The sequence below is a fragment of the Corynebacterium sp. LaCa_70 genome, from assembly GCF_058182015.1.
Genome location: NZ_CP190914.1, coordinates 773,742 through 799,283, shown reverse-complemented (window position 1 = coordinate 799,283; position 25,542 = coordinate 773,742). Strand labels below are relative to the sequence as shown.

At 56.2% G+C, this 25,542-nt stretch carries 19 protein-coding genes and 1 pseudogene; 4 read left to right on the top strand and 16 right to left on the bottom strand.

Going from position 1 to position 25,542, the window contains the following annotated elements:
* Window positions 1-19 precede the first annotated feature (19 nt).
* Window positions 20-673, bottom strand: a complete 654-nt coding sequence (locus ACP8MI_RS03600; RefSeq protein WP_239211780.1) for a hypothetical protein — start codon at window positions 671-673, stop codon at window positions 20-22.
* A 35-nt stretch (window positions 674-708) separates the two neighbouring features.
* Here ACP8MI_RS03600 and ACP8MI_RS03595 point away from each other — a divergent pair, with 35 nt between their 5' ends.
* Complete coding sequence (locus ACP8MI_RS03595; protein ID WP_239211781.1) at window positions 709-1,977, top strand: DUF6882 domain-containing protein; 1,269 nt, start codon at window positions 709-711, stop codon at window positions 1,975-1,977.
* A gap of 250 nt (window positions 1,978-2,227) precedes the next feature.
* A pseudogene (locus ACP8MI_RS03590) lies at window positions 2,228-3,723 on the top strand (integrase core domain-containing protein).
* A gap of 199 nt (window positions 3,724-3,922) precedes the next feature.
* On the opposite strand, the gene rraA reads toward ACP8MI_RS03590, so the two are convergent.
* Window positions 3,923-4,423, bottom strand: a complete 501-nt coding sequence (rraA, locus tag ACP8MI_RS03585) for a ribonuclease E activity regulator RraA (RefSeq protein ID WP_239211784.1) — start codon at window positions 4,421-4,423, stop codon at window positions 3,923-3,925.
* Window positions 4,424-4,425: 2 nt separating this feature from the next.
* Complete coding sequence (gene aceA / locus ACP8MI_RS03580) at window positions 4,426-5,718, bottom strand: isocitrate lyase (protein WP_284589912.1); 1,293 nt, start codon at window positions 5,716-5,718, stop codon at window positions 4,426-4,428.
* A gap of 429 nt (window positions 5,719-6,147) precedes the next feature.
* On the opposite strand from aceA, the gene glcB reads away from it, so the two are divergent.
* On the top strand, window positions 6,148-8,331 hold the full coding sequence (glcB, locus tag ACP8MI_RS03575; RefSeq protein ID WP_018121246.1) for a malate synthase G: 2,184 nt from the start codon (window positions 6,148-6,150) through the stop codon (window positions 8,329-8,331).
* Window positions 8,332-8,401: 70 nt separating this feature from the next.
* On the opposite strand, the gene ACP8MI_RS03570 is transcribed toward glcB, so the two are convergent.
* From ACP8MI_RS03570 to ACP8MI_RS03550, 5 genes are all read right to left on the bottom strand, one after another.
* Window positions 8,402-9,157 (bottom strand): DUF1648 domain-containing protein, encoded by a 756-nt coding sequence (locus ACP8MI_RS03570; protein ID WP_161796704.1) that lies wholly within the window; start codon window positions 9,155-9,157, stop codon window positions 8,402-8,404.
* On the bottom strand, window positions 9,141-10,202 hold the full coding sequence (locus ACP8MI_RS03565) for an enoyl-CoA hydratase/isomerase family protein (protein ID WP_236588371.1): 1,062 nt from the start codon (window positions 10,200-10,202) through the stop codon (window positions 9,141-9,143). Before ACP8MI_RS03565 ends, ACP8MI_RS03570 begins: the two co-directional genes overlap by 17 nt.
* Window positions 10,203-10,342: 140 nt before the next feature.
* On the bottom strand, window positions 10,343-10,666 hold the full coding sequence (locus ACP8MI_RS03560; RefSeq protein ID WP_018121243.1) for a putative quinol monooxygenase: 324 nt from the start codon (window positions 10,664-10,666) through the stop codon (window positions 10,343-10,345).
* 63 nt (window positions 10,667-10,729) lie between these two features.
* Window positions 10,730-11,206 carry a hypothetical protein gene (locus tag ACP8MI_RS03555; RefSeq protein WP_049150547.1) on the bottom strand — a complete coding sequence of 159 codons (477 nt, stop codon included), beginning with the start codon at window positions 11,204-11,206 and terminating at the stop codon, window positions 10,730-10,732.
* A 97-nt stretch (window positions 11,207-11,303) separates the two neighbouring features.
* Window positions 11,304-13,145: an ABC-F family ATP-binding cassette domain-containing protein gene (locus tag ACP8MI_RS03550; RefSeq protein ID WP_018121241.1), complete on the bottom strand. Its 1,842-nt coding sequence runs from the start codon at window positions 13,143-13,145 to the stop codon at window positions 11,304-11,306.
* 196 nt (window positions 13,146-13,341) lie between these two features.
* Between ACP8MI_RS03550 and ACP8MI_RS03545 the strand changes: the two genes are divergently transcribed.
* Window positions 13,342-14,661 (top strand): hypothetical protein, encoded by a 1,320-nt coding sequence (locus ACP8MI_RS03545; RefSeq protein WP_026168018.1) that lies wholly within the window; start codon window positions 13,342-13,344, stop codon window positions 14,659-14,661.
* A gap of 64 nt (window positions 14,662-14,725) precedes the next feature.
* Here ACP8MI_RS03545 and ACP8MI_RS03540 read toward each other — a convergent pair whose 3' ends face one another.
* The 8 genes from ACP8MI_RS03540 to rsmI all read right to left on the bottom strand — a co-directional run bounded on the left by ACP8MI_RS03540 (window position 14,726) and on the right by rsmI (window position 25,533).
* On the bottom strand, window positions 14,726-15,820 hold the full coding sequence (locus ACP8MI_RS03540) for a 4-(cytidine 5'-diphospho)-2-C-methyl-D-erythritol kinase (protein WP_018121239.1): 1,095 nt from the start codon (window positions 15,818-15,820) through the stop codon (window positions 14,726-14,728).
* Between the two features lie 36 nt (window positions 15,821-15,856).
* Complete coding sequence (gene rsmA / locus ACP8MI_RS03535; RefSeq protein ID WP_284589914.1) at window positions 15,857-16,771, bottom strand: 16S rRNA (adenine(1518)-N(6)/adenine(1519)-N(6))-dimethyltransferase RsmA; 915 nt, start codon at window positions 16,769-16,771, stop codon at window positions 15,857-15,859.
* Window positions 16,772-16,790: 19 nt separating this feature from the next.
* Window positions 16,791-17,957 (bottom strand): resuscitation-promoting factor, encoded by a 1,167-nt coding sequence (locus ACP8MI_RS03530; protein WP_018121237.1) that lies wholly within the window; start codon window positions 17,955-17,957, stop codon window positions 16,791-16,793.
* 289 nt (window positions 17,958-18,246) lie between these two features.
* Window positions 18,247-19,092: a TatD family hydrolase gene (locus ACP8MI_RS03525; protein ID WP_126844420.1), complete on the bottom strand. Its 846-nt coding sequence runs from the start codon at window positions 19,090-19,092 to the stop codon at window positions 18,247-18,249.
* Between the two features lie 78 nt (window positions 19,093-19,170).
* On the bottom strand, window positions 19,171-20,505 hold the full coding sequence (locus ACP8MI_RS03520) for an MFS transporter (protein WP_490290710.1): 1,335 nt from the start codon (window positions 20,503-20,505) through the stop codon (window positions 19,171-19,173).
* Between the two features lie 71 nt (window positions 20,506-20,576).
* Window positions 20,577-22,418 carry a methionine--tRNA ligase gene (metG, locus tag ACP8MI_RS03515; RefSeq protein ID WP_126844416.1) on the bottom strand — a complete coding sequence of 614 codons (1,842 nt, stop codon included), beginning with the start codon at window positions 22,416-22,418 and terminating at the stop codon, window positions 20,577-20,579.
* Window positions 22,419-22,576: 158 nt separating this feature from the next.
* Window positions 22,577-24,418, bottom strand: a complete 1,842-nt coding sequence (locus ACP8MI_RS03510; protein ID WP_018121233.1) for a BCCT family transporter — start codon at window positions 24,416-24,418, stop codon at window positions 22,577-22,579.
* Window positions 24,419-24,654: 236 nt separating this feature from the next.
* Complete coding sequence (gene rsmI, locus ACP8MI_RS03505; protein WP_126844440.1) at window positions 24,655-25,533, bottom strand: 16S rRNA (cytidine(1402)-2'-O)-methyltransferase; 879 nt, start codon at window positions 25,531-25,533, stop codon at window positions 24,655-24,657.
* Window positions 25,534-25,542: the final 9 nt, after the last annotated feature.

Below are 25,542 nucleotides of genomic sequence, written 5' to 3'. Positions count from 1 at the left end.
AGCGAACATATACGAGCGCTTAGACCCCGAGTGCACCGAGCACGATTAACAGCACGCCCACGCTATAGCCTGCCGCCTTACTCAAAGCTTCGGTATTGTGCGAGGCCTTATTAAACAGCCTACCAATCGGCGAATGCGGCGCGATTCGGACCCAACCAACAAGCAACGCGAAGACGATGGGGAGAGACAACGCGATAGTGGCATACAGCACCACTCCCGCCCCCAACGTCGCTGGTGCCGGATGCAACGCGGTGAGCACAATCAGCCCGGCAAAAAACGGCACGGAAGTCGCCGATTGCACCACGCCGAGGCCGAAACCAATCCCGAAGGTCATCGGCGATGGTTTTTGTAGCCCACCTAATAACCGTCCCACCACAGCAGGCGGCTTGCCTTTCGATAACCAGGTGCCCACGAGCGTGAGGACGCCGACGCCGATCAAGGTCAACCCGAAAGCTGCCGAGTCGAGAATTTTTTGCATGAGTTCGCCGAAGCCAGAAAACACCACGGTCACCAGCAGCGCGAGCGCAAAAACCCCGAACCAGTTGCCGGTCACCAACAGTGGTGCGACCTTTTTATACCGTCCCGCTGGCAGCAGCACGCCCAGGGCAACGATCACAGCAATGGACAAAACATTGATCGAATCCATGAAGGCGTAACTAACGGCATAGAGCATGCTGGTCATTCTACAGTGCTTGTACACTAACACTCATGCTGTCTGCCCCGCGCACCCTCGCCGATATCGCTACCGATGGCTTTTTGGCCCAGGCCGATCGCCTAGCAATGTTTCGCGCCCGGTTCGGTGAGATCACCAAGGTGGAGTTTTCTCTCCGCGAAAACTCGGCCAACGACCACGACGCGATGCTTGCCGACGGACGTGTCCGCGATCAACCAGTGATGCTGTCTTTTGCCTCTACTCAGGTGGCACAACGCGTCGAGCTCGCTGCCCAGTGGGTCGCCACCATCGTTGATGGCACCTGGCATTGGCAAACCACAGCGGTCGATGATTTTTCCGATATCCCGCAACTGGATCCGCTCGCCCCGCAGCCTGCCGACGACGAGTTATTAGCAGCTACCCGCACCTTGTTTCGCAATGCTCCGGCCGTGTTGGTTCCGCTTCCCCGGAGCTCGCGCCGAGGTTCCGGTAAAGACTCTGCTGCGCAATTCGCGGTGTTGATCGTGTCTGGCTTCGTCGACGAAGGCCCGGTGCACGTCGCGCTCAGCAACGGTCTAGCGCAGCTGCCGGATCACTATGACACGCTAAGAGCGCTGCAGGCCTTCGCTGTGGTACGCGGATTAGAGTTTGAACACGCTGCTACGGAAGACACGTCAGCTTATTCGACGGCAGAGCACTCAGTAGCGAACCCGCCGGAGAACACAGATACCGTCGTCCAGATCGGCGCTGGGGACGACGCATACACGATTTATGTGCGCGGTGGCACAGCCATTGACCTCGCCGCACAGCCGTTTACCCGCGAGCTGCCGCCAACGATCGACACGCTGCGCGCCCAAGGCGCCGCCCTGCTCCAGGAAACAACCGGGCACGCCGATAACGACGAGAATGGCGAGAACGGCGACATTGCTGATGACGACGATGCGGCGCCGAGTTCCACCGCCGATCGTGCAGTCGCCGATCGTGCAGTCGCAGCAAAACCCCGGCACAACTCATCACCGGGATGGGTGGTCGCCACCGTTGCCGGTACAACCTGGACGTGGGCGTGGGCTGATCCAAAACTTGCCGGGACTTCGGGTGCGCAAGAAAGCCGCGCGCTGTTGGATTTTGGCATCAGCAACGGCGTTCTTGATTTCGTGCGTCCGCACGTCGATCTGCAACGAGCGGAACTACAATCCCGCGGCGACGCCCGAAAAGAGGCAATCACCACGATGGTTGCTGCATGCGCGCCGATCACTGATTTCCACGACTACCGAATCGACGCCTTGGACGCAGAGACCGTGGGCATCGTGCTGTTTTCTGCATAACCCTTCCTGCATCCACACGCAACAAAGCCCACACGCAACGAAGCCCCCACGCACCCCACACACATTGGGCCTGAAACACGACTAAACCCGGTAACTAGCTCTCACATGTGATGTCTAGTGACTTCTTGGACTCGGAGTCCATTGACTTTTTGGACTCGGAGTCCAGTTAGTTTTTTGACGCGGAGTCCAGGAAGTTTATGGACAGGATGTCTAACGACTTTTTGGACTCTGGCTTGTTGACAATGTGGGGATGGCAATTCCCATTACTCTCCGCAAGAAGATAGCGGATTTCGACCCCATCCGTGAGGGCATCACGGTCCAGCAGTTCTGCAAGAACATTGGCGTATCGAAGCAGACGTACTACAACATCAAAGCACGTATCGCCGAAGGTGGGCGGGCTGGCATCGTGCCGGATCGCACGGCACCGCTGAACCCGCGACGGGTCTACGATGTCAAGATTCGACAACAGGTCCTGCAAGCTCGCGGTACGTTAAAAGCCCACGGCCAAGACTTCCGGCCCATGGTCAATCTTCTATTTCTTCCTCGACGAACTCGGCTACGACCAACCACCGTCACGAGCTTTAATCGCACAATGGTTGCACGAGGCTGGCGTCGCTGAGATCAATGCACGGAAACGACCGCGTAAGTCCTACAGGCACTTTGCCAGGGGCGAAGTCAATGAACTGTGGCAGATCGATGCGTTTACCTACAGACTCTTCGATGTGGCTCACACGCAAGTGACTATCTACCAAGTCGTCGACGATGCCAGCCGCTTCGACGTCGGCTCCTAAGCTTTTGGAACTCCAGAAAACGGCACCGATGCCCGCATCACGCTAAGTGGAGCCATTGATGCTTACGGACTTCCCCAAGAAGTCCTGTCTGACAACGGTGATGCCTTTGCCACCTACCATCGCGGCCGGCTGTCGCAAACCGAATGCTGGCTCGCCAGCCTGGGAGTTCAATCAAGTGCGGGCTTTGCTCCCACGACGCAAGGCAAAGATGAGCGATCGCACCAAACCATGACCAGGTTTTTGGATGCTCGTACCCCGACGACGCTGGCGCAGGTCCAACAGCTGATTGTCGACTACCGCAACTTCTACAACACACGCCGTCGCCACCAAGGACTTCTCAAAGGCAAGATGCACATCACCCCAGCCCAAGCCTGGGAGATTATCTCGCATGCCCAGCCACCGACGCAGCCGATTGACCCAGATGTTTTATGGACAAAAATCGCGAAACAATATCACCGGATTCACCCCGACAACCAGGCAGATGCCTTAGCAGCCGAGACAGTGGTCGCGACAGATAATGCCCTGCCTGAAGTTGCAGCTTCAGACAGGGCACCAAGTAACGACACTCAGGCGATCCAGCAAGATGCACCCCATGCCGATTCCTCAACCGTAATGCCAAGCTCTACCGGTGTAAATGCACTCTGGCCTATCCCGGACAAGCTGTGGATCAACAAAAGCGGGGTGGTACGCGTTATGGGACACGGCCTCTACGTCGGGCTGCGCTTTAAAAAATCGAGCCATCTACAGCAGCGTAGCCGATGACTATGTGGAATTTTTTACTGATCACGACGGTGAGAAACTGTTGTCATTTCCGCTGCCGATCCAACTGAATCAGCGTCCACCCGGCGGTCAAATCAACATAAACCACGTTGTCGGCATGTGGCACCGACAACCCCCAGAGCTAAAACCCAACCTCTCTGGGCCACGGCCAAGCCGCCGGAAGAAGCCAAGCTAGCACCAGTACAAAAACTCCGTGGACTCCCCGTCCAAAAAGCGGGGAGACTCCGCGTCCACAAAGTCCCTAGACTCCGAGTCCAAAAAGTAGCTGGACTCCAAGTCCAAAAACCTCATGGACATAACATAACTAGCTCTCACACGTACTAGCTACCGGGCTCAGATGGTGGCGCGCACACGGCGCCACTGACTAGCAAAAACTAGCTATCTTGTTCCTCTACTGGAGTTTCACTGACGACGATGCCGTCGGCGTCTGCATACACATATTGGCCTGGCACAAAGTCGATGCCACCGAATTGCACGGTGATATCAACCTTGCCAACCTTATCTTTCGCAGATTTGCGAGGGTTGGTCCCCAAAGCCTTAACACCAATATCCATGGTGCCGATTTCTTGGGAATCCCGGATCGCGCCGTTGACGATGATCCCGGCCCAGCCGTTATCCACGCCTGCGCCAGCGATCATGTCGCCGACCATAGCGGTATGCAGATTTTCTTGGGCATCGATGACCAAGACTCCGCCTTCGTTCGGTTGGTTCAAGACTTCTTTGACCAAGGCATTGTCTTGGATGGCTTGGATGGTGGAAATCTTGCCGCAAAAGTCGGTTTTTCCTCCGTAGTTGGTGAACTGCTTGTCGCAGCTGCGTAGCTGTTCACCGTGGATGTCTCCGATATCGGCGGTGGGAACGAATTGGATCGCCATGATTAGAACTGGCCTTCCTCAGTGGAACCCTTCAGTGCGGTGGTCGACGAGGTTGGGTCGACGGTGGTGGCAATGTTGTCGAAGTAACCGGCTCCAACCTCACGCTGGTGCTTGACGGCGGTGAAGCCGCGCTCTTCAGCTGCAGCGAATTCCTTGTTCTGCAGCTCGACGAACGAGGTCATGCCGTTGCGTGCGTAGCCATGAGCCAGGTCGAACATGCCGTAGTTCAGCGAGTGGAATCCAGCCAGGGTGATGAACTGGAAGGTAAAGCCCATGGCGCCCAGTTCTTTCTGGAACTTCGCGATGGTCTGGTCGTCAAGGTGCTTGGACCAGTTGAACGATGGCGAGCAGTTGTAGGCCAGCTTCTGGTCTGGGAACTCGGCCTTGACGGACTCCGCGAACTGCTTGGCAACCTCCAGGTCTGGGACACCGGTTTCCATCCAGATCAGGTCAGAGTATGGAGCATAGGACTTCGCACGTGCGATACAAGGCTCGATGCCTGGACGTACGCGGTAGTAGCCTTCTGCGGTGCGGTCGCCTTCGATGAACGGCTTGTCGCGATCGTCGATGTCCGAGGTGATCAAGGTGGCAGCCTCGGCGTCAGTACGAGCAATAACGACGGTGGGAACACCGGCGACGTCGGCAGCCAGACGTGCAGACGACAGGGTCCGGATGTGCTGCTGGGTTGGGATCAAAACCTTACCGCCCAGGTGGCCACACTTCTTTTCGGAAGCCAGCTGGTCTTCCCAGTGCGTACCGGCAGCACCAGCGTTGATCATGGCCTTTTGCAGCTCATAAACGTTCAGTGCACCACCGAAGCCTGCCTCACCGTCGGCAACGATGGGAACCAGCCAGTTGTCGATGGAGTTATCGCCTTCGACTCGGGAGATCTCGTCGGCACGCAGCAAGGCGTTGTTGATACGGCGAACGACCTGCGGAACCGAGTTTGCTGGGTACAGCGACTGGTCTGGGTACGTGTGTCCGGACAGGTTGGCATCGCCGGCAACCTGCCAACCAGACAGGTAAACAGCCTTCAGGCCACCGCGGACCTGCTGAACGGCCTGGTTACCAGTCAAGGCGCCCAGGGCGTTGATGTAGTGTCCATCGCCCTTCGAGACCTCGTCCCACAGGATCTCAGAGCCACGACGTGCCAGGGTGTGCTCTTCGACGACGTTGCCCTGCAGCTCGGCTACCTTTTCTGCGGTGTAGTCACGGGTGACGTTGGCCCAGCGAGGGTTTTCATCCCAATCTTTTTGGATTTCAGCGGCGGTACGTGCTTGACCGGTAGTAGTCATCGCAACTCCCTTTCTCGTTTGGCTTATGAGGTGATTCACATAATGAGCCATGAAACCAATCACGTCAAGAATTGCGTGTGACTTACAACCGACGGGGGTAGTGTCAGAATTCACATAAGTTTTCGAGATAAAAATACCCACTGAACAGCCCCCAAAGGACAAAAACCCCTCGTGCGGTGTGCGAATGTCGGAGTCAAACAGTACGGACATACTGTTAAAACAGTACGATTGGACTGTTTTCTTAAGTTATTTTCGATATTCGAACAGGGGTGAAAATGCGCGTTTCCAGAATCGCACTACACACAGTGAGGCAATTCACTTATTGTGGTCTCATGCCCCGGGGCACAGTGAACGTTTGTCGTGAGTCCACACTCACGCTGACTCACCTACTCCCCTGAGGGTCTGACCGCGAGGATTAGAAGGAGTTTTATGACTAACGAAGACACCACCCCACGCACAGAGGTTGCAGGCCTCAACGTCGACAACACCCTCTACGAATTCGTCAACGGCACCGTGCTGCCACGTATCGGCATCGACGCCGACAAATTCTGGAACGGTTTTGCAGACATCATCCGCACCCACACCCCGCGCAACAAGGAACTGCTGGCGCGCCGCGACGAGCTGCAAAAGACCCTCGACGAGCACTTCCGTGCCAACCCAGGCCAGCCAGATCCAGCAGAACACGAAAAGTATCTGCGCGAGATCGGTTACCTGGAAGACAAGCCAACACCGGCTGATGTCACCACAGCCAACCTGGACTCCGAAATCGCCGAAGTCGCTGGCCCGCAGCTCGTCGTTCCAGTTCTCAACGCACGGTTTGCACTGAACGCAGCTAATGCGCGTTGGGGTTCGCTCTACGACGCCTTGTACGGCACCGACGCTATCTCGGAAGAAGGCGGCGCTGAGCCAGGTGATTCCTATAACCCTGTCCGCGGCGACAAGGTCATCGCCTGGGCACGCAACTTCCTGGACGAGGTCGCTCCCCTGGAAAACGGTTCGCATGCCGACGCCGAATCTTATGCCATCGACGGCGACAAGCTGGCAGTCACCGTGAATGGCTCTGCCACTGGCCTCGTCAATGCCGAACAGCTCGTCGGTTTCAATGGCGAGAAGTCCGCGCCATCCGAGGTGGTACTGCGCAACAACGGCCTGCACATCCTGATCCAGATCAACCCAGAACACCCCGTCGGCAAGACCGATAAGGCCGGGGTTTCCGACGTCATTCTAGAATCGGCCACCTCCACCATCGTGGACTTCGAGGACTCCGTGGCCGCCGTCGACGGTGAAGACAAGACCCTGGGCTACCACAACTGGTTCGGTCTCAACACCGGTGACCTGAAAGAAGAGCTGGAAAAAGGTGGTAAGACCATCACCCGTAAGCTCAACGACGATCGCACCTACACTGACCTTTCCGGCAACGAACAATCCCTGCACGGTCGCGCTCTGCTGCTGGTGCGCAACGTCGGCCATCTGATGACCAACCCCGCCATCCTGGTCGACGGCGAGGAAGTTTTCGAAGGCATCATGGACGCTGTTTTGACCAGTGCCTGCGCTATCCCAGGATTGCAATCGGATAACCCTCGTAAGAACTCCCGTGCGGGCTCGATCTACATCGTGAAGCCAAAGCAGCACGGTTCTGCCGAGGTCGCGTTTACCAACGACTTGTTCGCTTCGGTGGAAGAGCTGCTGGGCCTGGAGAAAAACACCCTGAAGGTTGGTGTTATGGACGAAGAGCGTCGTACCTCAGCCAACCTGGCTGCTGCGATCACCGCGGTCAGCGAACGCGTTGCCTTCATCAACACCGGATTCCTGGATCGCACCGGTGATGAGATCCACACCTCCATGCAAGCTGGACCGATGGTGCGCAAGGCTGATATGCAGACCGCACCATGGAAGCAAGCTTACGAAGACATCAACGTCGACACCGGTGTCGCACTGGGGCTTCCTGGCAAAGCCCAGATCGGTAAAGGCATGTGGGCCATGACCGAGCTGATGGCGGATATGCTGGAGAAAAAGATCGGCCAGCTGAAAGAAGGCGCATCAACCGCTTGGGTTCCATCGCCAACCGGTGCTACCCTGCACGCCACTCACTACCACCACGTCAATGTGCCGCAGGTACAGGAAGAATTCCGCAAAGCCGGCGAGCGCGACAACTTCCACAACTTGTTGACCGTCCCGGTTGCTGAAAATCCAGACTGGTCCGATGAGGTGAAAAAGGAAGAAGTCGACAACAACTGTCAGTCCATCCTGGGCTACGTGGTCCGCTGGGTAGAACAGGGTGTCGGTTGTTCCAAGGTCCCTGATCTTTACGACGTCTCCCTGATGGAAGACCGCGCTACCCTGCGTATTTCCTCACAGCTGCTGGCTAACTGGATTGAGCACGACGTCGTCAGCAAGGACTTCGTCGAGCAGGAGCTGCAGAAGATGGCAGAGGTCGTCGACAAGCAAAACGCTGGCGACGACGCCTACCGCAATATGGCTCCGAACTTCGACGAGTCGGTGGCGTTCCAGGCCGCTCGCGACCTGATTTTCAAGGGCACCGAGTCTCCGTCCGGATACACTGAGCCGATCTTGCACGCTCGTCGTCGTGAGTTCAAAGCGAAAAACAGTTAAGCACTGAAACAGCGCACAGGCACACGAGCACGAGTTCTAGATGGCCTAGACCCTGGACAGCATTCAGGGGCTAGGCCACAATTATCGGCAGCACCACCATCGCCAGGACGAACGCAGCAAAGATTCCGGCGATCCACCACGCGCTGCGATGCGCAAAATTCAGGGTGATATTCATCCCTGCTTCCAGCTCTACCCATATCCTCGGGTCATCCGGGTTGTGATAAAACAACCCATATTTGAGCTTGTCTCGGGGATCATCCGGTGGGTAGCGCTTATCCAATTCCTGCATGATCTGCGCACTGCGCAGCACAATGCCGACAGCGACTGCGAGAATCGCACCGATAAGCAGCCAAATGCTGGCTGCACCGGTACCCACAACGCTCAACCCAAATAATCCGGCGGTGATGCCTACCAACAACACCGCCACGAGCGCGAAACTAAACTTGCCCAACATTGGCTGCATCAACTGTGCCATCAGACGCTGCCGATTAATCGAACGCTCTGGCTTGTCTTGTAAACCGTTTTTGGTCTGGCGTGCAATTCCTACCACAAGCCCGCCAGCTCCCGCGCACACTGCCGTAGTGATCGCTGGCCCCACAGCAACGTGGGCTATCACTGCCGGAAAAGATTTCTCGCTAAAACCATCTGCCTGGCCCGAAGCATTAAAGTGCGTAGGCATCGGGTCTGGCACGGCATGCCAGTTGAGCCAAATAAATCCTAGCGTGGCAACAATGACTGCTATACACGCTAGGTACCAGCCAAACTGAAACTTCGGGGCTGGAAGACGATCGGCGTTGAGACCTTCGGTGTTATCGGAGGAGTGCACGGAGCGCGTCCACATCAACCTCGGAGACCGCATCCGGCTGGAACTGCGGTTCGTCGCCTTTATCGACCAGCACGCAGCGCACGCCCTCGTCGAAATCCGGACGGCCGCGCAGATATTCACCAACCCGGTATTCGTTATCCAAGGCGTCGGCAAGCGAATCAACCTGGGCGTTTGCCCGGAAGATTTCCGCAGCTGCCACCAGTGAAGTAGGCGATGCATGTTTCAGGGTGTCATTCACGCCAGCGATAAATTCCTGATCCTCGCATTGTTCCACAGCAGCGACGACATCAGCCCAGGAATCCTGCGCAAAAACCTTCTCGATGGTCTCAATGTGCGAGGCCAACGGCGCGGTATCCGGGTTCGTATTCGCATATTTTTCCAGCGCAGCCGCGTATCCGGATTCGATGACTGCTTGCCGGAAAGCATCTGCATCATCGGAGGCAATCTGGTGGGTGGCATAGCCGGTCCAGAGCAGATCCGCGGCCTTCATGCGGTAGGCGGTCGTCGCCAGGTACAGTGCCAAGGCTCGGGACGCTTTGCCCCGAGAGCCGACCATGCGCTGGAAAAAATACGTCATGCCGACATCGGTGATAAACCCAATGAGCATCTCTGGCATAGAAACAAAAGTTTTATCGGTCACCACACGGTGCGAACCAAAAGCGCTGATACCGGTACCGCCGCCCATGACAACCCCATCCATGAGGGCAATGAACGGCTTCGGGAACTTATCGATGGCATCGTTAAGCGCATATTCCTTGCGGAAAAACTCGTCGACACCGGCCTTATTGCCCGCGAGACCTTGTTCGCGTGCCGCGCGTACATCACCACCGGCGCAAAAGCCCTTTGGATTATTAGAATAAATCAGCACCTGTGTGACGGAATCATCCTCAGCCCATGCATCCAGCGCTTGATGAATAATCTCCACCATCTCCAGATTCAGGGAGTTCAGCGCCTTCGGGCGGTTGAGTTCCAGAATTCCCGTTCCATTGCGGACAGAAGTAATTACTTGGCGATCCTGTGTATCAGTCATAGCACTACTAGTCATAGCACCATTGTGGCACAGATAACGCAATAAAGTGAGGGCTGTAGCACTCCCGCTCCGCTACGGAGCTTGGATACTACAGCCCTCGGGTACAGCACGTAGCGTGACAGCTAAAAGCTCCACCACGCCCATGTGACCTGGAACTACTTGACCTGGAATTCAGCCATTTCGTCCCACTCGGTCTTGCCCTCGATCAGGGTGTTGATGATCTTCGGGGTCTCGACCAGGTACTTTGGCATCTCTTCGGTTGCACGCTGGAAATGCTCAGAGGTGACGTGGGCTTCCGCACCATCATCGGTGAAGCCTTCCACCAGCATGAAGTGGTTGGCATCCTGCGGGTCGCGGTACCAGTCAAAGAACAGGTTCTTTTCTTCTGCCTGGGTAGCTTCCGTGAACCAGGAAACCTCTTCCAGGAAGTTTTCTGCGTGCTCTGGCTTTACTTGGTAAGAAACGTTAATCAAGATCATGGTCTCAATTGTACGCTTAATTTAGTTGATGTGTACACAACGCTAGCGTGTGACTACACACATTTAATGCAAGAAAAATTCCGCCAGGTACACGTTGCCGTGCGCATCAACGCCTGAAACACCAAATCCCTTGCCATCACCAGTGCGGTTTGTAGGGTTCAGCAACCAGGCGATCCGCTGCGCAGCCTCATGCGGAGCCAGCCGGTAGATATTGCCCGTCCCACGGTCATGAGCAGTATTGCCACGGCCAACGTTGGCGTGGAATTCTACTTCCCCACGCGCAGCCTGATTAGCCCAGTCTTGAGCAATGCGCTGGGCTTCTTCATTACGGTGGTGCCCCATAGCCAGCAAGTGCAGCTTCGTAGCCTGTTCCAAACTCCAGGACGCCACACCAGCGCTGGCAGCCGAGGACCCAGTCGTCAATTCTTGCGGCGTAGGCAAAGCAAAAGAAGCAGGCTGCGCCGATGCCGCCGCAGGAATTCCCGCGCCGATTACTGTGGTTGCTGCGAGCGCGGTAAAGAATTTACGTGAGAAAGCCATGCCTTCATGGTGACATACCCTTCCGGCAAAACCGCGCGTTTAACCCAGCGTGTTGGCCGGACTCCCCAGAACCAACAACACGTCGACGCGGCGCCGATTATTGCGCATCCAGCTGATCAGCCAGCTCCAACCACTCGGCTTCGAGTTCTTCCCGACGCCGCGCCACCTCAGATTTCTCTTCATTCAGCTCCGTCAATCGCTGCGTGTCGACGTCTTCGGCAGCCGCCGCCATTTTCTCATCAAGCTGTGCTTCCGATTTCTCCAACTTATCCATCTTGCGCTCCAGCGCACGCATAGCCTTGGTGATCTCACGCTCTTGCTGCGCAGAAATTTCGGGTTTGCCGGGCGATGCTGCTGCACTGGTACCACCACCGTCCCCGGTGATGTCACCTGACCTATTTGGCCCCAAATCCAGTGCTCCGCGCGGTGCATCATCTGCAGAAGCGGCGCGCACCTGCAGGTATTGCTCAATTCCGCCCGGAAGATGTTGCAAATTACCATCACCAAACAAGGCGTAGGCAGCATCGGTAATTCGCTCGATCAAATAGCGGTCGTGGGAAACCACCACCAGCGTGCCAGGCCACTCGTCGAGCAAAGATTCCAACTCTTGCAACGTGTCAATATCAAGGTCGTTGGTGGGCTCGTCGAGAAGCAAAACATTGGGCTCGCTCATCAGCACCCGGGTTAATTGCAGGCGTCGACGCTCGCCACCAGACAGATCACCGACCGGGGTACGCTGGCGTTTCGGACTAAAACCGAGACGTTCCGCCAACTGCGAGGCCGATAGCTCCTTTGTGCCCAGGTGCACATAGGTGGCGACATCTTCTACCGCATCCAGCAGTCGCCGCTGCGGGTCCAGGTCATCGAGTTCCTGGCGCAGCCAGCCCAGACGCACGGTTTGCCCCTCTATGCGTTTGCCGGCAGCGAGCTCGTGATCGCCTGCCAAAGCGCGCAGCAGCGTCGTCTTACCAGAACCGTTGACCCCAACCAGTCCCACGCGCTCACCCGGAGCTAAGCGCCACGTGAGATCGTCGACAAGCACCTGCCCATCAGGGGTTTCTAAACGCGCGTTTTCCAGCTCGATAACCTTGCGGCCCAACCGCTGTTTGGAAAACGACATCAACTCGACGCTATTGCGCACCGGCGGGACGTCTTTAATTAATGCCTCAGCAGCCGCGATCCGGTATTTCGGTTTCGACGTCCGGGCTGGCGCGCCACGACGCAACCACGCCAATTCTTTGCGCGCTAAGTTCTGTCGGCGTTGTTCGGCTGCTTCTGCTTGCCGCTGACGCTCAGCCCGAGCAAAAATCCAGTCATTATAGCCACCGTCGTAGACATCCACCTGGCCGTCGTGAACCTCCCACGTCAGCTGCGCGACCGTGTCCAAAAACCAACGGTCGTGGGTAACCACCAGCACCGCGACCTTGCGGCGCAAGAGGTGGTCAGCCAACCACTGCACGCCTTCCACATCCAAATGGTTGGTGGGCTCGTCGAGTACGACCAAGTCGAGGTCTTGCACGAGAGCAGCCGCCAAATTCACCCGCCGCCTCTCCCCTCCCGAGAGTTGACCAACCGGAGTATCCAGCCCTAATTGCGCGACGCCTAAACCACCCAGCACATCGCGCACTTTCGCGTTCGAGGCCCATTCGAAGGTATCGAGGCCTAGCGGCTCTACCACCGTGCGCCCAATCGTTGCTGCTGGGTCAAGCTCTGCACGCTGGGTGACTACGGCCATTCGAAGATCCGAATTTCGCGCCACCCGGCCGCTGTCAGGTTCCACCAAGCCTGTCAGCACTTCCAGCAGCGTGGTTTTGCCACCACCATTCACGCCGACGACACCAATGCGCTGCCCCGATTGCACACCCAGCGATACGCCGTCGAGAAGGGTTTTCAGGCCGAAAGATTGCGAGATATTCTCTGCATTTAACAGGTTCACCATAGTGATTCCATCTTAAAGCACCCTGGCTATCAGCGGCTAAGGACGGCTCTGAGTGACCGGGAGTAGCCGGCACACGATGCTGAAGTTGCAACGCTTTCTGTCCGCACCCCAAGAGATACGACCTACACCCAAAAGCTACGCGCAAATAAGATTAGACTTTTTGCACGTTGAATTCATTTTCATTACTGTGAATTCTATGAAACGCCGTATATTTTCCACAGTCACGATGGCAGTAGCAACCTCATTCGCGCTTGCTGCTTGCTCCAGCCCAGATGAAGACGCCACCAGTGCCCAGGAAACCACCTCCACCTCAGAGGCTAATGATCACGACCACGACGGTCACGATCACGATGGCCCCGACGCTGATGATGCGGATCTGACCGAGGTCTCTTCTCTACCGCAACGCGTGGTACTCTCCCACGACAAAGGCTTGACGACGATCGACCCATCCACCGGCGAAATTGTCGACGAAGAAGAAATCTCCGGGTTCCACCGCCTGAACCCAGCTGGCAACACCCGCCACCTGTATGTTTCCGGAAAAGACGGCTTCACCATCTTCGACACCGGTGCTGTGACCCAGCCACACGGAGACCACAACCACTACTACGAGAAGTCGCCTGAGCTCACCGACAACATCCTGCCAGCTGATAAGCCTGGGCACGTCGTCCAGCATGACGGCAAGACTGCGCTTTTCGACGATGGCACTGGTGACATCACCATCTTCGACAACGACGAGCTCCAAGATGGCACCGACACCATGCGCCCGGCACACATCGTGACCGCCGAATCCGGCGATCCGCACCACGGTGTGGCAGTTCCCTTCGAAGACGGTAGCTACCTGACCACCGTCGGCACCGAAGACGAGCGCCACCGCATCGAATACCGCAGCATGGACAACGAAGTATTGGCCTCCACCGACGATTGCCCAGGAATTCACGGCGAAGCGGTCGCGCAAGGCGGCAACGTCGCTTTCGGTTGCACCAACGGTCCAGTCATCTTCGATGTAGAAGACGAAGAATTCCACAAGGTTGATGCCGGCGACATCGCTAAAGACGGCTACCAGCGTTCCGGAAACCTGGCCGGTAGCGAAGATTCCCCTATCGTCCTCGGCGACAACAAGACCGACGAAGACGCAGATCTGGAGCGCCCAACCTCCGTCGTCCTGATTGATACCACCGACTACTCCATGAAGAAGGTGGACTTAGAGGATTCCTACTGGTTCCGTTCCCTCGGCCGCACCGGTGACGGCGACGGCGTGGTGCTGACCTACGACGGCTATGTGAACATCATCGACGTCGAATCCGGCGAAGTTACCGACCGCATCGAGGTTATCGAACCATGGAAAGAAAAGGATGAGTGGCAAGAACCTGGCCCAATCCTGAAGGTCGATGGCGATATCGCTTACGTCACCGACGCAGAAAACAAGGAATTCCTGATGGTGGACCTGAAGGAAGGCGAAGTGCTTACCCGCACCGAGTTGGACTTCGAGCCAGTGGAAATGGGCGTTGCGAAGTAACGGCAAGGTACTCACCCCACCGCGCAGAAAAACGTAGGACGCTAGTGAGTTTCCCCCGAAAAGCTTAGCTTTCTACAAGCTCTGCGCGAGCAGCCGGGCTCGTGGCAATAATGCCACGAGTACCGGCTATTTTCTTTTCTACTTCCGCTGCCACCTGGCGTGCGGCTTGTTCGTCGGCGCACAGAAACGCACAGGTAGGTCCGGAACCTGACACGATTCCTGCGAGTGCACCGGCGTGTTCTCCGGTATCCAGGATCTCGCGCAGATCCGGGCGGATGTGTAACGCAGATTGCTGCAGATCATTGCGTAACAAACCAGCTAGTTGTTGCGCATCACCAGCTTGTAAGGCCGCTGCCAATGATGCGGTCTCACTGGGGATGGGATTTTTCTGGGGCTGCTTGCCGACGAGTTTGTCACGCTCAACAATCTCATCAAAGACTGCGAAAACGCGCGGCGTCGACAAGCCTTGGGCATTAGCCACCAGTGCCCAGTGATAGATGCCGCTGGTGGGCACGGCGTGGAGTTTTTCTCCTCTTCCTTGGCCAAGTGCAGTATTCCCATGCAGACAAAAAGGAACATCCGAGCCAAGCTGTGCCGCAAGCTTATGTATTACCTGCTCATCTAATGCGGAAATCCCTGCATAACTAGCAAACAAGGCATTCGCGGCACGCAGGGCAGCTGCCGCATCCGCGGAACCGCCAGCCATTCCCCCAGCAACCGGGATATTTTTGGTAATCGCGATCGTTACCTGTGGCAGCGCCAATTCCTTCGTATGTTCTGCGCGTAGCGCGGCCGCAACGGCATCGACGGCTTGCCAGGCCAGATTAGACGCATCCGTGGGCACCGATTCACTGTCCTGCCCGGTCACTGTCAGCGCCTGCACAAAAGTGCCGTGGATTGGAGAATCGTGAGCAACAGAATGTCCTGGGGTGGACTCGTGGAGCCCAGAATCATCGGAGACGACAGAGGAATCCGACTCGGCCTCGGCACAAGTTATCCGTACGGTATCGGCTAAATCCAGTGACTGGAAAATAGTCACTAGCTCATGAAATCCATCAGGGCGCGCCGGACCTACGGCCAAATGCAAATTCACCTTGGCAAATGCCCGCGCGGTGCACGTGTTATTAGCGCTTGTTTGTGTGGAAAATTCGTCTGCCATCGTTGCTACCTTGCCGTATTCGCAGTGGTCTCGGTCTTATTCCCCCAATGCGAGGCGAACATAATCGGCCACGCTGAGTTTTTCGCCACGTAAACCAGGATCGATATCGGCTGCCCGCAATGCGTGTTCTGCCTGGATTGCCGAACCATAGTGCTTGGACAACGCAGCGCGTAGAGTCTTGCGGCGCTGTGCGAAAGCCGCATCGACAATGGGAAAGACAGCTCGGCGCGTGTCGTCGGTAATTGACCACGGGCTGTCATCATCTGAATAGCGCTCAATGCGCACCAACCCAGATTTAATCGTCGGCGCAGGCCAGAAAACATGTTCCCCGATGGTGCCGGCGCGAGTAACAGTACCGTAAAAACTGGCTTTCACGCTGGGCACGCCATAAATCTTGCTACCAGGCTGGGCAGCTAATCGGTCTGCAACCTCTGCCTGCACCATCACCAGTACGCGACTAATGCTCGGAAATTGCGCTAATAGATGCAGTAGCACCGGCACCGCAACGTTGTACGGCAAATTAGCAACCAAAGCCGTGGGCGCAGCAATATTTTCCGGGGATGCGGCCGCAACTTGTTCTGGGCTCACGCGCAAAGCATCAGCGTTGAGCAAAGAAAAATTATCCCCCCGTTGGCCAGCACGCGCTGCCACTGTTTCTGGCAATTTCGCTGCCAGTCGTTCATCAATTTCAATGGCCGTCACATGCTGGGCTGCTTCCAGCAGACCAAGAGTCAGTGATCCTAAACCAGGGCCGACTTCCAGCACGTGATCGTCGGCACGCACCTTCGCGGTATCGACGATGCGGCGGACCGTATTGGCATCGTGCACAAAATTCTGCCCCAACTTTTTCGTGGGGGTGATACCAATGTCGTCGGCAAGGGCCCGGATTTCTACCGGGCCTAAGAGATCTACCGTGCGTGGGCTTTCGGCGCTCGCCTCATCATTTGCCATGCAGGTAGTTTAACAGCTGTTAACGCAGCCCCATCTTGGCAGTACATGCTGGCCAGGCTCCCCAGCCTTGGGCTGCCTGGGTCTTTTTCGCAATCTCAATTTGTTGTTCGCGGGTAGCAAGGTCCGCGGTTGGCGCGTAAGCAGTCCCGCCATACGCTGCCCAAGTTCCGGCGTTGAACTGCAAACCACCGTGGTAGCCGTTGCCGGTGTTGATGGACCAATTTCCGTTGGATTCACACGCAGCAAGCTCATCCCACACCGATCCACCAGCCACAGCCGGAGCTGCCGGCGCCGATGGCGTAGCCGGTGCTGGCTTAGTACCGCGAGCGATGACACGCTTTTGTGCCGGGGAAGTTTCGTGCTCATCGACTCTGTCAACGGATTCTTCATGTCCATTGACGAATTTCTTGCGCAAAGTGACTTCCCGGTTACCCATGGTGCCGGGTTCTACCACCTGCTCATCACCTTCGGGCATATTCGCATCATCGCGGTACACCACTTCTGGTTCGATCGGCTCGTTGACGCGCTCGTCTTCAAAATGCACCCGATCGATGGCAATATCCATACCGGTAGTCAGCGCGGTATCCTCCGGCAAGTGCAGCCGGTCGAATTCACCCAGGTGGATATCCCGAGCATCCAACAATTCCCCGACAGTGCGTACTGCCTGCTGGGTGTAGACGGTCTTACCACCATCAGTAATCGAGACAATCTTTGGAGCCACGGCTTCCAGTTTCATTCCGGTAGTCAGTTCATCATCGCCCGAGACTTCCTTACCATTCGCCAGCAATTTGGCACTCCGATGTAGGCCATCGATTTCGTTGCGTAGCTCATCAATGGTGCTGGCGGTAGTAGTCAGCTCGGTATCGGCGCCGTCGATGGTAACAGCCACTGGTTTAGTGGTGCGTACGGTGATGGTATCGCCTTCACGCACGCCTTCCGACAGGGCTGGGGAAATAACATCATGCGCACTCAGCTCCAGATCGGCGTCGGCAAGCGCTGCCTCAACGTCACTGGCGAAGGTCGAAAGTTCAATCATTTCGCCATTGGCATCAACGACGATGTCTTTCTGCGCATTCAGTCCGACGACGCCCCCGACCAGCAGTGCACCAACGACGCCTCCAGTAGCAACGCGCAACGGCGTCGATGCGTTGGAGTTGATCCGCTGGATCTGCTTTTTGGTCGACATGGACTCCCCTAAATCTCTAGGTTTCTCGAATTGGTTTCTACGCAAAACCGCACTAAAGCCAGATACGAGCACGCAATCACAGTTTTATTAGTGAAAAAGCATTGTCGCTCGGTAACGATGATAACAATACGATAACGCGCTCAGCGGTGGCGAAACGCGAACATAATTCATCTGTCACAAACTTCACATAGCACTCAAACGCCACCAATACCACTCGTGGCACAACCAGCCTGGCCAAATAGCAACTGTGAAATTTACCACAAGCTCCCGTGTGGCACGATGCCGCTACCTACGACGCGGACTCCGTAGCCAGCCCGTACACGCGGTAATAGGTCCCACGTACTTCCGCAGCCAACTCTTCTGGGCTCTGCCCCCGCTGCTGCGCAACACACAGCGCGGTATGCCCCACCAACGACGGCTCGTTGGGTGCACCACGAAAAGGCTCGGGAGTCATAAACGGCGCGTCAGTCTCGATCAATAACTGGCCCTTCGGCACCAGCGACGCCGCTTTCCGCAATTCGTCATTGCGCTTGAAAGTCACATTTCCGGCAAAGCTTAATATCCATCCACGATCAATGGCTTCCCGCGCCATCGCGGCAGAGGAGGAAAAACAGTGCAGCATGACTTGTGGTGGCGCTGGTTCATCATCCAGGATGCGCAGCAGGTCTGCGTCTGCTTCTCGGTTGTGGATCATCAACGTCTTGCCTACCTCGCGCGCAAGCTGCGTATGCCAGCGCAGCGAGGCTTCCTGTTGTTCCAATGTCGCCGTCGACTCTGGAGAGTGCTCGATCCAATAAGAATCCAGACCAGTTTCACCAATGGCTACACAGTTTTCATCGCGAGCCATCTCGGACAGCCGGATTTTCGCATTCTCATCCAGTTGGTGCGCCTTGGTCGGATGGATCGCACACGCGGCATGCAGATTATGGTGCTGGCGCGCTGCTTGCAACGCCAGCTCGGCTTCGGCTAAATCATCCCCGACGGTACATATCTCGCCAATACCACCTGCGATGGCACGCTCAACAAATTCCGCAATGCTACTTCCACGACACGACGTCAGGTGCGTGTGTGCATCAACTATTCCAGTAATTTCCGGGGCGGGAAACGGCTGCGGGCGTGATTTCTTCTTCGACATAGCACCCCAGCTTAATAGGCACCGTGCTGGTCGGCACCGTTGTAATAAGCGCCGGCTCATTCACAGTCCTTGCACGTACTAGCGCGCGAGCTCGTCGTCGATAAATACTTTCTTACCCGCGCGATACCCCAGTGCAGACATCCCCACGCCGGTCAATGCCATCACCGTCAATATCAGCGTCCAGGCTCCGGTGGCCTGGTACACAAAACCGATCAACAGCGGAAGGACTCCTGCAAGCAAATAACCATACGGCTGCACGAAACCAGACAAACGTGCGGTCACCTCCGGGGTACGCGTCCGCGCCGCAAGCAAAGCGAGGATCGTCGGGAAGCACATACCGCCCAGGCCCAGTACGATTGCCCACGCCTCCGGCGCCGCGGCACCAGCAAACATGACCCCGAGGTAACCAACGGTCGTCAGTACGCCAAAAACCACAATTACCGGGCGCAGATCACGAATGCGGGCCACCAAAAACGGCATGCTCACACCACCGATGACGTTGACGGTTCCCAGCACGGCAAGCCCTACGGCTGCCCTGCCCGGCGAAACGCCTTGGTCGATATACATCTGCGGCAGCCACCCCATTTGCACATAGGCGTTTGAGGATTGCAGGCCAAACAGCACCATCATCGCCACCGCTGTGGGAGAACGCCATAACGACGTCGACGCGATCTTATTCGCAACAACTGCTGGGGCCGAATCAGCTGCTGTACCCGTCGTACCTGGTATAGTCGCACGTTCCGTGCCGGAGTTTGTGGGTTGTGCGACCGGTGGCTTGCGAGGTTTATCCACGCCAACCCGGGTTAATACCAGAATCCAGACCACAACCTGTGTTGCCGCGAGCAACGCCCAAATCCCCAGTGCTGGGCGCCAAGCATCCTCGCCGGAAAACCACAAGGCACTCAGTGGTGCAACCGCCCCCGAAAGACCTAAGAAACCGGAATAACACGACATCAACAACACAGAGCAACGCGGCGCGTGCTGTTTAATCCAGGCCGGTAACAACACATTCAACAGCGCGATCCCGCCAACAACCAACGCGGTGAGCACAATGAACGTGACCATACCGCCCGGTACATAGGCACCGATCAATGGCCGGAAAGCAAGGCCCACGAGCATGGCCACCATTCCGGCAAAAAGCGTGAAGCTTAACCCGAAGCGTCGTGTAATAGGAACAGCCGCCAACCCCATGATGGCGAAAGCAAAACCCGGCATGGCGGTGAGCACACCAGCCACCGAGGCCGGGGCCTGGAAACTGGCCATAACCTGTTCCAGGACTGCGCCCAGTGAAGAAATACCGGCACGCAGATTCGCCGCAGCGGAGATTACTGCAACGAGAGCAAGCGGGACTGCAATCGCCCCACCAGCAACTAGTTTCGTGTGCTTCGACTGCTTATCACTCGTCAGACTCACCTTCCAACACAATGCTCGAGAGAAAACAAACGTGCTGTGCACAAATCTTGCCGTGCACAGCACACTTCGGATTAGTCTTCCGAATCCGTCACCGGTGCCCATTCTGGGCCAGTTTCAGCCAGTTCCGGATCCAACTTGGTAATCAATGGCTTCGGCTTCCCCAGTGTAGTACCCGGGGTGATATCCAGGCGTTTCCAGGTTGCTGCCTGTGCCGCATAATCACCTGTGATCGCGGGGTACTTCTGGCCTTTCTCTGGCGTGCCGACGCCAACCAATTCGACATCATAATCGTCGACAACTTCAACGATCTCTGGCTGTGCAGCCCACAAATCATCACGGCCCAAGGTTTCGTGCACGCGCTGTGCCAGGTGCGGCAGGTATGGGGTCAAAAGCACGTTGCAGTCGGACACGACCTGCAGTGCAGTCCACAAAACCGTCGCCAAGCGTTCCCGCTGGGAATCATCCTTAGCTAGTTTCCACGGCTCATTTTCGGCAATATAGGCGTTTGCTTCACCAACGACGTGCATCGCGTGTGTGATTCCAGCCTTGAACTTGGAATGCTCCAGGGCATCTCCTACGACGTCAAAAGCATTAGTTGCCAAGTCCAGAATGCGACGATCGCTATCAGTCAGCTCACCGGGCTCTGGTACTTCACCGAAGTTTTTGTGCGCCATGGAGACCGTGCGGTTGACCAAGTTGCCCCAGCCGTTCGCCAGCTCATTGTTGATGCGACGGACGAACTCGTCCCAGGTAAAGTCTGCGTCATTGTTTTCTGGGCCAGCCACCGCAATGAAATAGCGCAAAGGATCCGGCCCGAATTCTTCCAAAAAGTCCTTGACGTAGATGACCAGCCCCTTGGATGAGGAGAACTTGGAGCCAGACATGGTCAAAAACTCCGAAGACACGATTTCGGTGGGCAGATTGATGTCACCATAACGGTGTTGTTCACCGCCCTTGGCGCCCTTACCCGCATAACCGAGCAGCTGCGCTGGCCAAATCTGTGAGTGGAAAGTGATATTGTCCTTGCCTTGGAAATAATAGGACTTGGTTTCCGGATCCAACCAGAACTGCTTCCACGCGTCCGGATCGCCGGTGCGCTGTGCCCACTCCAACGAGGCAGACAAGTAGCCGATCACAGCATCAAACCACACGTAGAGCTTTTTCGCGTTGTTGTTTTCCCAGCCCTCAATCGGTACGGGAACGCCCCAGTCAATATCGCGGGTCATTGCACGCGGGCGCATATCCGCCAGCAGATTCTGCGAAAACTTCAGCACGTTCGGGCGCCAGCCTTCTCGGGTTGATAGCCAGGTACGCAATGCGTCGGCAAGCGCCGGCAGGTCCAACAAGAAGTGTTCGGTCTCGCGGAAAACCGGGGTTTCGCCGTTGATCTTGGAAACTGGATCGATCAAATCCGCTGGGTCCAACTGGTTACCGCAGTTATCACATTGATCACCCCGGGCACCGTCGGCATTACAAATTGGGCAGGTGCCTTCGATGTAACGGTCCGGCAGCGTGCGCCCAGTAGACGGGGACACCGCACCCATGGTGGTTTCTTTGACCATGTAACCGTTGTTGTACAGGCCTTTGAACAGCTCTTGCACCGTCGCGTAGTGAGTACGGGTAACGGTACGGGTAAACCAGTCATACGACAGGCCCAAACCGCGCAGGTCTTCGACGATCTGACGATTGTAACGATCAGCCAATTCGCGTACGGAGACGCCTTCTTTATCAGCTTGCACCAACAGCGGAGTGCCGTGTTCATCAGTGCCTGAAACCATCAGGACATTGTTGCCACGCATTCGCTGAAAGCGCGCGAATACATCGGAAGGTACGCCAAATCCTGCGACGTGTCCGATATGACGGGGGCCGTTGGCATACGGCCAGGCAACATTCACAAGCACATTTTCAGACATGCCTTCCAGCATAATTGAACCCCGGTACCGTATGGTGACCGGGGTTCATAGAACTCACAGGGTGCGCAGCAGGTTCACATTGAGTTCTCATGTGAGCACTGCGCACCTAGCAACTGCAGCAAGAATTAGCTAGTAGCAGTAACTAGTAGCCGTAGCAGTTAATTCTTGCGCATGCTTTCTGGCTTCCAGCTCTCCAGACGCTCTGCGCGGCGCTTTTTCAGCTCTTCCTTGTGGTGCGCCTCGCGAGTCAAACGACGTTCACGGGCCAGCTTGCGTGCGAAGGCTTGCTGTTCTTTCTGCTCAACGTAGATAACGTCGTTACGCAGGTCTTTCACCAGGCTAAACATCAGTCCGATAATGATCAGCAGGAATGGTGAAGCTGCCACGATCGTGACCGACTGCAGCGAGTCCAGGGCATCCTCACCACCGCCGATAAGCATGGTCAGACCAACCGCAGCCGTCAAAACACCCCAGGTAGCCGACAACCATGGGGTGGCCACCATGCGTCCGCGCTGCGACATGGAACCCATGACGGTCGAAGCGGAGTCTGCCGAGGTGATAAAGAACGTAGCGAGCAGGACCATCGCCACGATTGATGCAATCGCACCCAGTGGTAGCTGATCGAACATGTTAAACAGCATGTTTTCGGTGGTGCCATCTCCGTACACAACGCCTTCGTTGCTGCGTTCCATATCGATCGCGGTACCACCGAAGATCGCAAACCACACGGTGGAGACACCGGATGGAATCAGCAGCACGCCGATGCAGAATTCCCGTACGGAACGTCCGCGGGAAATGCGCGCTAGGAACATACCGACGAACGGTGACCAGGAAACCCACCATGCCCAGTAGAAAATCGTCCAGGCAGAGCTGAATTCGGCGGCTTCTTCACCGTTTTCTGCGGTGCGCCCGGCCATCATCAGGAAGTTTTGTAAGTACGAACCCAGTGAACCTGGAATCAGGTTCAGCTGCACGACGGTTGGGCCCACGATGAACACGAAAATGGCCAGGACAGCGGCCATGATGAGGTTAGCGTTTGACAGGTACTGGATGCCCTTGCCGACGCCCGACAGCGCCGAGAGAATAAAGGCCAAGGTCAATACCAACACGATTCCGATAACAACCGACATCGAAGGGTCGTCGATAATGCCGGACGCGGACAAGCCTGCCTGGATCTGCAGTGCACCGAGGCCCAAAGAACAAGCGGTACCAAACACAGTCGCGAAAATGGACAAAATGTCAATGAAACGGCCCACGCCACCGGCGGCTGCCTTTTCACCAATCAGCGGAACAAATGCCGAAGACAGCAGCTGTTTGCGTCCGACACGGAAGGTGGAATATGCGATGGCCAAGCCGACGATCGCGTAAATCGCCCACGGGTGCAGTGTCCAGTGGAACATCGCCTGCGCCATGGCACCGCCGACTGGGTCATTATCGATCCCCGGAACGCTATCGTTATAAAAGAATGTCGGTTCTGCTGCGCCGAAGAACATCAAACCAATGCCCATACCCGCAGCAAACATCATTGCGATCCACGAGATGGTATTAAATTCGGGCTCTTCATTAATCGAGCCCAGCTTAATAGCACCAAACTTCGAGGCGGCAATGGTAATCACGAATACCACGAAAACCGTGGTAAACAGCATGAAAGCCCAGCCGAAGTTATCGATAATCCAACCGAATGCTGTGCTGGCAAAATCATTGAAAGATTCTGTGAAAACCAGACCCCAAATAACCGTCGCCAGCACCAAAATGCCTGCCGGCAGCACCACACCCCAGTCGATGGAAGTGTCGTCGTTTTCGGAAGCCAGCTCCACAGAATCGTCGACGCCGCTGACCGCGACGTCGTCTTCGTGTTCCAGCATATAAGCAATCTGCCTGGTGGCAGACAGCTCATTCAGGTCTTCCCGGACCAGATTGGAATCTGTTCCTAGCTGTGGATCATCCACAACATCATCGCGATCGGCACCATCGGCGCCGTGTGAATCAGGTTTAGTCATGGATACCAGCGTGGTTGAAAAACACCCGGCAATCAAATTCAGAAAAGCTGAGAATTAGCTGTTGAGTAGATAAACCCACTAATTATGTGACTTGTCACGAAACTGTTCCGCCATTATCTCGCGCTAGCATGCGAAATCACATAGAAACCCCCGGGAAAGACCCCAGAAACACCCCGAAAACACCCAAGCTCCGCCAAAAACACACAACAGACTAGTTTATGTGATATTACACACTTTTAGTCGTTTTCCTCACGTGCCCGCAAATACGCATCGTAAAGTTCGCGATTTGAATGTGCAGTCCACGCGCCAATTTGTTTACAGGCTGCTTTCAAGCGCATCCCGCCATCGACCAACTCGGCAACGCGGCACACAGCTTCATCCACGGAAATCTCCGCTTGCTCACCACCCTCGATGACAACCGTAATCTCGCCTTTCACTCCGTTTTCAGCCCACTGCGCAAGCTCAGAAAGTGGCGCTTGCTTGACTTCTTCATAAAGCTTCGTCAGCTCCCGGCACACCGCGCCGCGACGCTGCGCCCCTAGTACTTCTGCAGCGAGCCGCAACGTATCCGCTAATCGATGCGGCGATTCGAAAAAACACACCGCACGTTGTTCATGACGCAATGATTCCAGCCAACTGCGTCGCGCCCCATCCTTGCGCGGAGCAAACCCATCAAAAATAAACTTCCCGACCTGCAACCCACACAAGGCCAGCGCAGTGGGTACCGCAGACGGGCCCGGAATCGCGGTAACCGCAATACCTGCCTCATGTGCTGCGGCCACGACATTATGCCCCGGATCAGAAACCACTGGCATTCCCGCATCGCTGACCACCAACACACTGGAATTTCGTGCCGCGCGCAGTAGTTCGTCAACCCTGCCTGCTTCGTTGTGGTCAAAATTCGACACCACCTTCGCGCGCAATTCCACCCCGAGCGCGTTCGCGAGATTACGCACACGCCGGGTGTCTTCAGCGGCAATCACTTCTGCATCCCGCAAAGCATCTATAAGCCGCGGGGAGGCGTCGGCAAGATTGCCCAGCGGTGTTGCAGCAACGATAATTCCCTGCGGCAGGCGCTGGTGTGGGTTTTCATTATGCACACCATCTTGATTCATCACACTTCT

What these genes read in the sequence shown, in the direction of transcription:
- ACP8MI_RS03595 (WP_239211781.1), top strand. Translation starts at nt 709, where the DNA reads ATGCTGTCTGCCCCGCGCACCCTCGCCGATATCGCTACCGATGGCTTT.
- ACP8MI_RS03555 (WP_049150547.1), bottom strand. Translation starts at nt 11,206, where the DNA reads ATGGCTTTCTCACGTAAATTCTTTACCGCGCTCGCAGCAACCACAGTA.
- ACP8MI_RS03550 (WP_018121241.1), bottom strand. Translation starts at nt 13,145, where the DNA reads ATGGTGAACCTGTTAAATGCAGAGAATATCTCGCAATCTTTCGGCCTG.
- rraA (WP_239211784.1), bottom strand. Translation starts at nt 4,423, where the DNA reads ATGGCGATCCAATTCGTTCCCACCGCCGATATCGGAGACATCCACGGT.
- rsmI (WP_126844440.1), bottom strand. Translation starts at nt 25,533, where the DNA reads ATGAATCAAGATGGTGTGCATAATGAAAACCCACACCAGCGCCTGCCG.
- metG (WP_126844416.1), bottom strand. Translation starts at nt 22,418, where the DNA reads ATGTCTGAAAATGTGCTTGTGAATGTTGCCTGGCCGTATGCCAACGGC.
- ACP8MI_RS03560 (WP_018121243.1), bottom strand. Translation starts at nt 10,666, where the DNA reads ATGATCTTGATTAACGTTTCTTACCAAGTAAAGCCAGAGCACGCAGAA.
- ACP8MI_RS03510 (WP_018121233.1), bottom strand. Translation starts at nt 24,418, where the DNA reads ATGACTAAACCTGATTCACACGGCGCCGATGGTGCCGATCGCGATGAT.
- aceA (WP_284589912.1), bottom strand. Translation starts at nt 5,718, where the DNA reads ATGACTACTACCGGTCAAGCACGTACCGCCGCTGAAATCCAAAAAGAT.
- ACP8MI_RS03530 (WP_018121237.1), bottom strand. Translation starts at nt 17,957, where the DNA reads ATGTCGACCAAAAAGCAGATCCAGCGGATCAACTCCAACGCATCGACG.
- rsmA (WP_284589914.1), bottom strand. Translation starts at nt 16,771, where the DNA reads ATGGCAAATGATGAGGCGAGCGCCGAAAGCCCACGCACGGTAGATCTC.
- ACP8MI_RS03565 (WP_236588371.1), bottom strand. Translation starts at nt 10,202, where the DNA reads ATGACTAGTAGTGCTATGACTGATACACAGGATCGCCAAGTAATTACT.
- ACP8MI_RS03525 (WP_126844420.1), bottom strand. Translation starts at nt 19,092, where the DNA reads ATGTCGAAGAAGAAATCACGCCCGCAGCCGTTTCCCGCCCCGGAAATT.
- ACP8MI_RS03545 (WP_026168018.1), top strand. Translation starts at nt 13,342, where the DNA reads ATGAAACGCCGTATATTTTCCACAGTCACGATGGCAGTAGCAACCTCA.
- glcB (WP_018121246.1), top strand. Translation starts at nt 6,148, where the DNA reads ATGACTAACGAAGACACCACCCCACGCACAGAGGTTGCAGGCCTCAAC.
- ACP8MI_RS03540 (WP_018121239.1), bottom strand. Translation starts at nt 15,820, where the DNA reads ATGGCAGACGAATTTTCCACACAAACAAGCGCTAATAACACGTGCACC.
- ACP8MI_RS03600 (WP_239211780.1), bottom strand. Translation starts at nt 673, where the DNA reads ATGCTCTATGCCGTTAGTTACGCCTTCATGGATTCGATCAATGTTTTG.